This window comes from Collinsella tanakaei (assembly GCF_030373545.1).
Classification (GTDB): Bacteria; Actinomycetota; Coriobacteriia; order Coriobacteriales; family Coriobacteriaceae; genus Collinsella; species Collinsella tanakaei_C.
The window spans coordinates 1-10762 of sequence record NZ_JAUDCO010000018.1 but is presented as its reverse complement, the minus strand read 5'-3'; the positions used below and the strand labels follow the sequence as shown (position 1 = coordinate 10762).

Annotated in this window: 9 protein-coding genes and 3 tRNA genes; 9 read left to right on the top strand and 3 right to left on the bottom strand. The window is 65.0% G+C overall.

Annotated features, from left to right (window positions below):
• From QUW00_RS09265 to QUW00_RS09255, 3 genes are all read right to left on the bottom strand, one after another.
• A partial coding sequence (locus QUW00_RS09265) for an aminopeptidase C (RefSeq protein WP_289614094.1) occupies positions 1–757 on the bottom strand: 757 nt, incomplete at its 3' end.
• A 549-nt stretch (positions 758–1306) separates the two neighbouring features.
• Positions 1307–2332, bottom strand: a complete 1026-nt coding sequence (locus tag QUW00_RS09260) for a hypothetical protein (RefSeq protein WP_289614093.1) — start codon at positions 2330–2332, stop codon at positions 1307–1309.
• Positions 2333–2346: 14 nt separating this feature from the next.
• Positions 2347–2988: an RNA polymerase sigma factor gene (locus QUW00_RS09255; RefSeq protein WP_289614092.1), complete on the bottom strand. Its 642-nt coding sequence runs from the start codon at positions 2986–2988 to the stop codon at positions 2347–2349.
• Between the two features lie 167 nt (positions 2989–3155).
• Here QUW00_RS09255 and QUW00_RS09250 point away from each other — a divergent pair, with 167 nt between their 5' ends.
• The 9 genes from QUW00_RS09250 to QUW00_RS09210 all read left to right on the top strand — a co-directional run bounded on the left by QUW00_RS09250 (position 3156) and on the right by QUW00_RS09210 (position 10726).
• On the top strand, positions 3156–4580 hold the full coding sequence (locus QUW00_RS09250) for a CCA tRNA nucleotidyltransferase (protein WP_289614091.1): 1425 nt from the start codon (positions 3156–3158) through the stop codon (positions 4578–4580).
• A gap of 129 nt (positions 4581–4709) precedes the next feature.
• Positions 4710–6362, top strand: coding sequence for an ABC transporter substrate-binding protein (locus QUW00_RS09245; RefSeq protein WP_289614090.1), 1653 nt, complete (start codon positions 4710–4712; stop codon positions 6360–6362).
• Between the two features lie 77 nt (positions 6363–6439).
• On the top strand, positions 6440–7429 hold the full coding sequence (locus tag QUW00_RS09240; protein ID WP_289614089.1) for an ABC transporter permease: 990 nt from the start codon (positions 6440–6442) through the stop codon (positions 7427–7429).
• 130 nt (positions 7430–7559) lie between these two features.
• The gene (locus QUW00_RS09235; RefSeq protein WP_289614088.1) at positions 7560–8339 is read left to right on the top strand and encodes an ABC transporter permease; all 780 of its coding nucleotides are present in this window, start codon (positions 7560–7562) and stop codon (positions 8337–8339) included.
• The gene (locus QUW00_RS09230) at positions 8336–9304 is read left to right on the top strand and encodes an ATP-binding cassette domain-containing protein (protein ID WP_289614087.1); all 969 of its coding nucleotides are present in this window, start codon (positions 8336–8338) and stop codon (positions 9302–9304) included. The genes QUW00_RS09235 and QUW00_RS09230 overlap by 4 nt, the downstream gene beginning before the upstream one ends.
• Entirely contained in the window at positions 9301–9930 is a 630-nt protein-coding gene (locus tag QUW00_RS09225) for an ABC transporter ATP-binding protein (protein ID WP_289614086.1), read from the top strand. Before QUW00_RS09230 ends, QUW00_RS09225 begins: the two co-directional genes overlap by 4 nt.
• 228 nt (positions 9931–10158) lie before the next feature.
• A tRNA-Glu gene (locus QUW00_RS09220) sits at positions 10159–10235 on the top strand.
• Between the two features lie 333 nt (positions 10236–10568).
• Positions 10569–10642 (top strand) — tRNA-Gln (locus QUW00_RS09215).
• A gap of 7 nt (positions 10643–10649) precedes the next feature.
• A tRNA-Glu gene (locus QUW00_RS09210) sits at positions 10650–10726 on the top strand.
• Positions 10727–10762 lie beyond the last annotated feature (36 nt).

Here is a 10762-nt window from a genome sequence, read left to right as displayed (position 1 = left end):
CGGCGAAGAACTTCTGCGGCGTGTAGGTGCCGGAGGCCTTGAGCTCGTTTTTCTCATCGCGGATGCGCACGTCGAAGGACACCGGCGGCTCGCCGAGGCAGATGGCAAGGATGCGGTAGACACCATCGAGCAGCTCGCCCTTGAGGGCGGCGAGGCCGGCGGGATCGGTCCCCTCGGCGCATGCGTCCCGCAGGCGCTTGGCCCCATGGCGCAGGTAGCGGGTGAGGTACTGATTCATCGTGCCGGTGTTGGAGGAATGGAAGGTCTCCGGCATGGCCTCCTTGGGCACCACGCCGTACTTCTTGACCAGCGAACGGAACATGTCCCACTGTCCGCCGTCGCACATGGGGTCGGCAAGCAGGTAGGCGATCTCGCGGTCAGTCAGCGGCTGGTCGGCGGTGGCGATGATGTTCTCGAAGAACCAGTTGGAGCGCTCGTACTTATCCCAGAACAGGGGGTATGCCTGCGAGAGCTCAAAGGTTTTAAGGCCGAGCTTCTTCATGATGCGGAAGCGCATGGTGTTCAGGCTCGCGAACATCCAGCAGCGGCCAGAGTGCATCTGGTTGGTGACGTCGCCCTGGGCGAGCTGGACGTCAAAGGTGGTCGTTGCAAGGGCGGCAACTTGGGGGTTGCGTACCGCGGCGGCGATTCCCGAGCTGGTGACGGCGTTGCGAGCAATCAGGTTGCTGCGGTCGTCAATAAACGAGCGATGCGCTGCGGCGATCGTGTCCGGTGTGATCGCGAGGTCAGAGGCCATGGGCGTTTCCTTTCGATGCTTCGATACAGCCAACGGCGTATGGACAATACCGACAGGTAGCATACCGCCATGTGTCGAGACGCACGTCAAGAACACGTGCCCGTGAGCAAGCAACACATGACGTTCAAGAGGGGCCGCATCCATCGAAATCGAGCCTTGGAATATGCAGGCGAGCGGGTACAGCACGCATCGAGGGGCGGACGAACGCCGCACTTCACGAAGTGAGTGCTTGAATCTGAAGAGGGGGAGTAGAGCCGTTCATGACGGAGGCGCTACCTGCGGATTTGCCGGTGCCGACGTCGCTTATACTTGGCGCTCCCGATGTGAAGCACTCACTTCGTGATGTGCAATCACAATATGATTGAATTGCAATACAAAACAAAGCAACACAGGTGCGATTTGCCACATGCAGCGTACCGGCAGGCTGTCGACAGCGTACCGGCCGGCTCTTGGAAACGATAGCCGGCCGGTATCCCGTGGTGCCCAGGTCAAAGCTTCAGCGCAAGGTGGAGTCACAGCTGGGCTCGCCGCCCCTGCGATGCCAAGACGTCAGCTGAGCTGCTCGATGGTAAACAGTGGCTCATAGACGAGCTCTTCGGTGGTTCCCGCGTCGATGCTGGCGGAAAACGCCTGGGAGTTTCGCGCCAGCGCGTCCTTGAAGTCATCGACCGGCTCGATGCGGTACTCGTGGGTGAGCGTCGTGCCGTCAGCGAAGCTCGCCGTGACGGTGATGATGCGCCCCGCGAGTAGCTGCGCACCGTAGGCGATGGATTCAAAGCGGAATTCGTCGCTGTTGCCGGTTGCGCGGGACTCCTCGTGCAGTGCCTCAAATTCGTCGGGAAGCGCGAAGGTCATCTCAAGCGAGAACGTGCCGCCGTCAATCGTTCCGATGCGCTCGAGCATATCCTGCGTGATGGTCAGCTCCTGTCCGTGCATCTCCTCCAACGAACCATCGGGTGTTTGATAGCTTCTGCTGCCCAGATAGCAGAACTGGGCGGACTCGTCGCCGTCGATGCGGTAGTCAAGCTGCACGATGTCGTCCCCGTAGGCGCGAAGATCGATGTTGAAGACGTTGTGGCAGCTCATGCCGCTACCGTCATCATCGGGACCGGCGTCCCAGCTGCCCACGGAGTCCAGGAATCCGGGGCCGGCGAGCACCGTGTCGCTACGGTCCTCCACGGGCGTGCCGTCGGCATAGGCGGCAAGCACAAAGGCGGGCTGATCCGTTCCGGCAAGCGTTCCCGCGCTCGAGCTTTCCTCGGGTGCGCCGCCGCTCGCGGCGGCTCCGTCGCCTGCCTCGTTGGAGCTGATCGTCGACCACAGGGACCCGATCGCGGCGCATCCCAGTGCGACGCCGGCGGTGCAGGCGGCAAGCGCAAGGAAGCGCCGACGCGTATGCACGCTGCGCTCCACCCGCTTGGGCTGCTGCCGGGCTTCATCGCTATCTACGTGGGCGGTCGCATTTGCGCGTTGTGCCCGCTCGTGTGCGAGACGCTGCTGCAGAGCTGCGCGCATCTTAGGCGTAAGCGTGACCTCGCCCATGCACCGAACGTAGCTTTCCAGGGTGGTTGTCATGATTCCTCCTCTCCTTACGTGTGCGGACGCGTCTCGGAGCTCGGGGGACCGTGGGGCAGAATCTCACCACGGATGGTGGACGGGGACGAGTCGGGCCCATCGGACGCGGTGTCGGCGCTGGATGCGCTTAGGGCGTCGCGCAGGCGCGTGCGTGCGCGGAACAGCCGCGTGCGCACGGTGGCGGCGTTGATGCCGAGCAGCCGTGCGATTTCGGCAGCGCTGTTGCCCTCGACGTACGCGAGGTGGATCAAGAGCCGCTGGTCGTCGGAAAGGCTCGCGAGGGCGTCCCAAACCGGATGATCCCTCAGGTTGCGCAGGGCATCTTGCTCGGCGGAGTCGGATGAGAGGGCCTCGATGCCTAAGGCGCCCGGGCCGTCGTCAAGCCCTTCCACGCGCCGGTGCCAGGCGCTTTTGTGCATGTCATGACAGATGTTGATTGCCACGCGCAGCAGCCAGGCGCGCAGATGGGTTTCGTTTTCAAAGCGAGCCTCGCTGGTCAGCAGGCGTACGAAGGTCTCCTGGACGGCATCCTGCGCGTCGGCGGTGTTTCTCAGCTGATTCAGGGCAAGCCGGAACACGGCGTCGCCATGTTCGGCGACGGCGCAGTCCATGAATGCCTCGGAGCGCAAGGCTCCGCTTGTGGTGGGGTTTGTCATGCATATCACCTCCTCACATCGTATACGAGCTAGAAGGCGATTGCGTTTCAGCGGGTCGGCGGCCGGTCGAAACCCCGATTCGGCGCAAGCTTGCCAACGCATAGGACCCGCTGGTCCTTGCTCACGCTATACTTTGGTGGAGCGGGGATACATGACGGAAGAGGGCCATGGTGACGGAGATTCGCTCGACAGCGCAACTGAACGGGACGTGTCTGTCCGATGCGGCGCAGCGCGTGCTGCGCGTGCTCGAGGCCGCCGGCCTGGAGGCCTGGGTCGTCGGCGGATGGGTCCGCGACGCACTCATGGGCGGATCCGGTCATGACGTCGATCTGTGCTGCGCGGGAACGTGGCAGCAAAACGAGGCCGCACTCGAGGCGGCGGGCATTCAGGTGGTGGAGTCCGGCATCAAGTTCGGCGGTATCACGGCGGTGGTCGACGGTGAGCGCATCGAGGTCACGACGTACCGCTTGGACGGCTTCTACACCGACGGGCGCCATCCCGAGCATATTACGCAGGCGAGCCGCGTGGAGGACGACCTCGCGCGGCGCGACTTCACCGTCAACGCCATGGCCTGGCATCCCGAGCGCGGCCTGCTCGACCTGTATGACGGACAGGGAGACCTTGCGCGCAAAGTCATCCGCGCGGTGGGCGAGCCCCGCCGCCGCTTTGAGGAAGACGCCCTGCGCATGTTGCGCGCCGTGCGCTTCGCCTGCCGCTTGGACTTCCGCATCGAGCCCGCCACCGCCGAGGCACTCGCGGAGTGCGCCCCGCTGCTCGACGCCGTGGCGCGCGAGCGCGTGGGCATCGAGCTCGAAGGTATCCTCGTGACGGCCCATGGTGGCGACGCCTTGCTGCGCTACCCTGAGCTCATGTGCGCCGCGATCCCCGAGCTTGCGGTTTGCCGCGGTTTCGACCAGCGCAGCCCGTACCATGCCTACGACGTCTACGAGCACATCGCCCGCGTGCTCACAGTGGCCGGCGAGCTGTCGCGCTTCCGCATCGACGGCGGCGATCCCGACCAGCCGCCCTCGCCCTCGCTTATGTGGGCGGCGCTGCTGCATGATGTCGGCAAGCCCGGGACCTTTACCGTCGACGAGAACGGTCGCGGGCACTTCTACGGGCATCCCGAACTCGGTGCCACGATGGCGCGCGACATCATGCGGCGGCTTTCGTGTTCAAACGACCTGGTTCGCGACACCTGCCTGCTCATCCGCTACCATGACCGGCCCATGATGGCCGAGCGCGAGGACCTGCTCAAGGTGATGCAGACCTTCTCGGGCGAGGGGCTCAACACCGCCCGCCTCATGGGCGAGCTGTTCGACCTCAAGCGCGCCGATGCGCTCGGCAAGGCGCCGTCGTGCTTCTATTATGTCGAGGACATCGAGCGCATGCGCGAGATGGTGCGCGAACTCATCGCCAACCACGAGGCGTACAGCATGGAGACGCTCGCCCTCAAGGGGCGCGACCTGATCGCCGCCGGCGTGAAGCCGGGTCCGCGCGTGGGCGAGCTGCTTCGCCGCGCGCTCAAGGCGTCGATGAGCGGAGCGGTGCCCAACCGCACCGACGAGCTGTTGGCATACCTCGACCTCTAGGCGGAAAATAGCGAACTCCCTGCTGTTTCCCAGAGTCCCGCTTCGCTTGCGTGGAGTGGGGGCCATGGCTATCATGCTGTCAGCAATAGTGATACGCATGATGTGATTCGTAACACCAAGGGGGACGCCATGGACGTAGCTGACGGCGAATCGTGCTGCTCGCGCCGCGGGCTGCTCGCATCGGCGCTCGCCTGCGCTGCGACCGGGTTTCTTTCGGGTTGCGGGGCGTCTGCCGCAACGGACGGCGCCGCGTCGTCCATGGGGTCGGCGGCGCGCGCCACAAGCCAGGTTATCGTTGCCATGAACGCCGGCAGCGAGCCCGCTGCGGGGTTCGATCCGCTCGTGGCATGGGGCTGCGGCGAGCACGTGCACGAGCCGCTCATCCAGTCGACCCTCATCACCACCGACGAAGATCTCAACTTCGTCAACGACCTCGCCACCGACTACGTGTGCTCCGACGATGGGCTCGTCTGGACCTTCACTATCCGTGATGACGTGCGGTTCTCGGACGGCGAGCCGCTGAGCGCCGCTGACGTCGCCTTCACCGTCAACGCGGTGGCGCACGGCACTACCTCCGAGGCGGACCTCTCCATGGTCAAGGAGGCGGTGGCCGTCTCGGACACCGTGGTCGAGCTCCACCTGAACAAGCCCTACAACGCGCTGCTCTACACGCTGGCCGTGCTCGGTATCGTGCCGGAGCATGCCTACGGCGAGGACTACGGTGCCCATCCGGTCGGCTCGGGGCGCTATCTACTTGAGCAATGGAACCGCGGCCAGCAGGTCATCTTTCGGGCCAACCCCGATTACTACGGCGAGCCTCCGCTCATGGAGCGCGTCGTGGTGGTGTTCATGGACGAGGACGCCGCCCTCGCGGCGGTGCAGGCGGGCCAGGTTGACATCGCCTACACCTATGCGACCCACTCCGACCAGCGCTTCGAGGGCTATGAGCTCGTCTCGTACGGAACCGTGGATTCGCGCGGCATCTCGTTGCCGTGCGTGCCCGCGGGCGGCACGAAGGCGGACGGCGACAACGAGTACCCAACGGGCAACGACGTCACCTGCGACGTGGCCGTTCGCCGCGCGATCAATGAGGGTGTCGACCGGCAGACCATGATCGAGCACGTTCTCAACGGGTACGGCGAGGTCGCGTACAGCGTGGGCGACGGCATGCCGTGGTCGAGCGAGGACATGGCCGTGGCCTTCGACCGCGCGGCGGCCTGCGAGCTGCTCGACGAGGCCGGATGGGTGGCGGGCGACGATGGCGTGCGCGTTCGCGATGGCGTGCGCGCGGCTTTCGACCTGTGGTATTCCTCGGACGATTCGGTTCGTCAGGCCCTTGCCAACGAGTTCGCGAGCCAGATGGGCGAGCTCGGGATCGACGTCACGCCGCGCGGTGGAAGCTGGGACGAGATCTATCCGCATGAGTTTGAGCAGCCGGTCCTGTGGGGCTGGGGCTCTAATTCGCCCATCGAGGTGTACGAACTCAACTACTCGACGGGCTGGGGCAACTACGCGTGCTACGAGAGCGAGGCGGTCGACGCGTACCTCGACCTCGCACTCGCGCAGACCGATGTCGAGGCGTCCTACGCGTATTGGCAAAAGGCCCTGTGGGATGGCAGCGAAGGGGTCGCGCCGCAGGGGGCGGCCACGTGGTGCTGGATTGCCAACGTCGATCACTTGTACTTCAAGCGGACGGGACTCGACGTGGCGCGGCAGAAGCCCCATCCGCACGGACACGGCTGGTCGCTCGTCAACAACGTCGATCGCTGGAGTTGGGCGTAACGGGACTTTGCCGGTTGAGCCTGCGCCGCGTTGGGGCCCAGCGCAACCGGATACCGAGAACCCGGAAGGGAAGGTTCATGCTGCGGTTCGCAGTCGGACAGATCGTGCGCTTCGCATCGCTCATGGTCGCCGTGAGCGTTCTTACGTTCGCGCTGGTGAGCGCATCGCCCATCGACCCGGTTCAGGCCAATACCGGCCAGGCGGCGATGCTTTCCATGAGCGCGGAGAAGCGTGCGCAGCTCGCTGAGCGCTGGGGGGCCGACGAGCCCATGTGGGAGCGCTACACGGCATGGGCAAGCGACGCCGTGCGGGGCGATTGGGGCGAGAGCCTGCGCTTCAACGCGCCGGTTGCTGAGGTCGTTGCCGACCGCGTCGCAGGGTCGGCGCTGCTGCTCGTCTCGGCGTGGATCCTGTCGGGCGTTTTGGGCACGGCGCTCGGAATCATCGCGGGCGCGATGCGCGGCCGTGCTGTCGACCGGGTGATTCGAACCTATTGCTACCTGCTGTCGGCCACGCCGGCCTTCTGGCTCGCCATCCTTATGCTCATGGTGTTCGCTGTGCAGCTGGGGTGGTTTCCTATCGGGTTTTCGGTTCCCATCGGCCGGTCCGCCGCCACCGTCACGCTTGCTGAGCGCTTGCACCATCTGGTCCTTCCGGCGCTTACGCTGTCGGTGACCGGGGTGGCCAACATCGCGCTCCACACCCGTGAGAAGGCCGTCGACGTCATGACGAGCGACTACGCGCGCCTTGCCGCCGCGCGCGGCGAGGGTGTCTGGACCGTTATGCGCCGTCACGGTCTGCGGAATCTCCTGTTCCCGGCGATCACCCTGCAGTTTTCATCCATAAGCGAGATCGTGGGCGGTTCGGTGTTGGTGGAGCAGGTCTTTTCGTATCCCGGTCTCGGGCAGGCGACCGTTACGGCAGGGCTCGGGGGAGATGCGCCATTGCTGGTGGGGCTCGCGCTCGCCACGACGGCCCTCGTCTTTGTGGGCAACCTCGCCGCCAACCTGCTGTACGGCGTCGTCGATCCCCGCATGCGCGCGGAGGTGTCCCATGTGCGCGGCTGATCGTGCAAAGCGGGAGGTCGCTTGCAGCAGGTCTGTCGCTACGGACGGCGTCAGCTCCGTCACGGTGTTTCACGCGCCCGCGTCGCCGCGGTTCGGCTCCGGTCGCCGCGCCCTGCTCGCGGGGGCGGCGGTGTCAATCGCTGTGCTGTTTGCGGTGGTGGTTGCCGGCAGACTGCTTGAGCCCGCAGCCGTCGCGACGAACCTCGCAGACAAGAACCTCGCACCGGGTTTCGCCCATCTGTTCGGAACCGATTGGATGGGGCGCGATATGCTGGCGCGGACCGTCTCGGGGCTGGGAACCTCCATCGTGATCGGCCTTGTGTCCGCGGCCGTCTCCTCGATCATCGCCCTTGTCGTCGCGGCGATCGCGGCACTTGGGGGCGAGCGCGCGGACGCCGCCGTCAGCTGGCTTATCGACCTCACTATGGGCATTCCCCATATCGTGCTGCTTATCCTCATCAGCTACGCGCTCGGCCGCGGGGCGCTCGGGGTGTGCGTGGGCGTCGCGTGCACGCATTGGCCGAGCCTCGCCCGCGTGCTGCGCGCCGAGATCCTGCAGCTGCGCGCGCAGCCCTACCTTGCCTGCTCGCGTGCCCTCGGCGTTTCCCGCGTGCGCATCGCGCTCGCTCACGCGCTGCCCTCCGTGCTGCCGCAGTACCTCGTCGGCCTGGTGCTGCTGTTTCCCCATGCCATCCTGCACGAGGCGTCCATCACGTTTCTGGGCTTCGGCCTGTCGCCCGAGACGCCCGCCATCGGCGTCATCCTCTCCGAGGCCATGGGGTATCTGACCGCGGGTGCTTGGTGGCTCGCGGTGTTTCCCGGCGCGGCGCTGCTCGTCGTGGTCCTGCTGTTCGATCGCGTGGGCGCGGCCCTGCGCGACCTGATGTCGACCGAGGGGGTGCAGCGATGAGCGACGATATCGTGTCGACGCAGATGCCCGGTGACGGTGCCGGGACGCCTGCCCACGGACCCCACCGGGACCTGGGGTTCCATCATGGCCATTCCCATGCGGCATCATCGCATCATCCCGGGCGCCATCACCTGCTGTCCGTCGAGGGGCTGAGCGTTTCGTTTTCCATGTACGACACGGCGGCCTCCTATTGGAGCGCGCGCAAGGTGATGCGCACGCAGCTGCACGACCTGACGCTGTCGGTCCATGCGGGGGAGATCTTGGCTGTGGTGGGCGCGAGCGGTTCGGGAAAGACCCTGCTCGCCGATGCCCTGCTCGGTCTGTACGAGCCCAATGCACGGGTCGCCGGAACGATCTGGTTCGATGGCGAGCTCATGGACGCCGCCGGGCTCGCTCGCTTGCGCGGGCACGGCATCTCGTTGGTGCCTCAGAGTGTGTCGCACCTCGATCCGCTGATGCGGGTGGGGGAGCAGGTCATCGGCGCGTGTCAGGGGCGTGAGCGCGCCTGCCGCCGTGCGCGCATGCGGGCGCTGTTCGAGCGCTACGGGTTGGCTCCCGAGGTCGAGCGCATGTATCCCTTTGAGCTGTCGGGCGGCATGGCCCGTCGCGTGCTGCTCATGTGCGCGCTTATGGACGAGCCGAAGCTCATCGTCGCCGATGAACCGACGCCGGGCCTCGATATGGATCTTGCCGTGCATGCGCTCGATGACCTGAGGGCGTTTGCAGACGATGGGGGTGGCGTGCTGCTCATCACCCACGATATCGAGCTCGCCTTGCGCGTGGCCGACCGCGTTGCGATATTTCGCGATGGAACGGTGGTGGAGGAGACGGCCGTATCCAGCTTTGAGGTGCCCGAGCTGCTGCGCACGCCGTTCGCACGGGCGCTGTGGCAAGCGATGCCCGCTCACGGCATGTGCCTTGGGGACGATGGTCACGCAGAAGTGTGTGAGGAGGGGCGGCCATGAGTCTTCAGGCGACGGACATTGCCTTTGGGTACCCCGGTGCGGCGAAGCTGTACGAGGGGTTCTCGCTGACTGTTGAGGCGGGGGAGCGCGTAGCGCTATGTGGGCGCTCGGGCGTCGGCAAGACAACGCTGTGCCGCTTGCTTGCCGGCTATCTGCGTCCGCAGAACGGGGAGATCTGGGTTGATGGGGCGCCCTTGGCTGCGCGCGGGCAGCGGTCGGTCCAGCTTATTGGGCAGCATCCGGAGCAGGCGCTTGACCCGCGGATGCGCCTGGGTCGCTCACTTGCCGAAGGGGTATGCGGACTGCGGTATGACCAGGCGATCGAACGAGCGCGGACCTTAGGGCTGCTCGATGCGTTCGGTATTCGCGATGAGTGGCTGACCCGCTTTCCCCATGAGCTGTCCGGCGGCGAGCTCATGCGTTTCTGCATTGCGCGCGCGCTTTTGGCCGAGCCTGCCTACTTGATCTGCGATGAGATGACCGCCATGCTCGATGCCGTGACGCAGGCCGAGGTATGGCGTGCCATGCTCGCGATTGCGCGCGAGCGGAACATGGGGCTGGTGATCGTATCCCATTCTCCTGCTCTGCTCGATCGCATCGGTGTGCGCCGCGTGGACGTCCGATAGGGAGCGTTAAAACACCCTAGGGATTATTTTACATGGCATGCGAAAAATCGCATGCCATGTAAAATAATCCCTAGGGTGTTTTAACGTGGCCCGGGACGGCATCCGCTTGGCCTGTCGCGCTCCTTCATGAGTCATCCACAAGTTCAAGTTTTTCGAAAAATGGCCTTGCGCGGGTGTGGAAGTTCCCGTAATATCCTTCCTGCGCAAGCGGAAACGCACCGCGCACATGGCCCGTTCGTCTAGCGGTTTAGGACGCCGCCCTCTCAAGGCGGAGATCACCAGTTCGAATCTGGTACGGGCTACCACGAATGATCAGGGCTCCTCCGGGAGCCCTTTTTCGTGCCGCGGGACTTTGACGCGTGGGGACCCCGGCAGCTTCCGAGCGCCGCCCGGCGGAGAGGCGCCCCGGTCGTTCCCGGGCCCGGCGGGGTTAAAACACCCTAGGGATTATTTTGCATGGCATGCGATTTCTCGCATGCCATGCAAAATAATCCCTAGGGTGTTTTAACCCCGCCGGGGCAGAAGAGCGCTGGTCGCCCGATCGTTCCAAAAAACTTGGAATTGGGGCTTGCGCGGAGGGTTTTCGTACCGTAATATACTTTCTTGCGCAAAGCGGCAACGCGAGCGCGGATGCTCATTGGGATGTCGTCTAATGGCAGGACAGCGGATTCTGGTTCCGTCAATGGGGGTTCGACTCCCTCCATCCCAGCCATCCACTTGGCCCGTTCGTCTAGCGGTTTAGGACGCCGCCCTCTCAAGGCGGAGATCACCAGTTCGAATCTGGTACGGGCTACCACGAATGATCAGGGCTCCTCCGGGAGCCCTTTTTCGT

Excerpts from the sequence above, each read along its gene's own strand:
- QUW00_RS09260 (WP_289614093.1), bottom strand. The coding sequence starts at position 2,332 with ATGACAACCACCCTGGAAAGCTACGTTCGGTGCATGGGCGAGGTCACG.
- QUW00_RS09255 (WP_289614092.1), bottom strand. The coding sequence starts at position 2,988 with ATGACAAACCCCACCACAAGCGGAGCCTTGCGCTCCGAGGCATTCATG.
- QUW00_RS09250 (WP_289614091.1), top strand. The coding sequence starts at position 3,156 with ATGGTGACGGAGATTCGCTCGACAGCGCAACTGAACGGGACGTGTCTG.
- QUW00_RS09245 (WP_289614090.1), top strand. The coding sequence starts at position 4,710 with ATGGACGTAGCTGACGGCGAATCGTGCTGCTCGCGCCGCGGGCTGCTC.
- QUW00_RS09240 (WP_289614089.1), top strand. The coding sequence starts at position 6,440 with ATGCTGCGGTTCGCAGTCGGACAGATCGTGCGCTTCGCATCGCTCATG.
- QUW00_RS09230 (WP_289614087.1), top strand. The coding sequence starts at position 8,336 with ATGAGCGACGATATCGTGTCGACGCAGATGCCCGGTGACGGTGCCGGG.
- QUW00_RS09225 (WP_289614086.1), top strand. The coding sequence starts at position 9,301 with ATGAGTCTTCAGGCGACGGACATTGCCTTTGGGTACCCCGGTGCGGCG.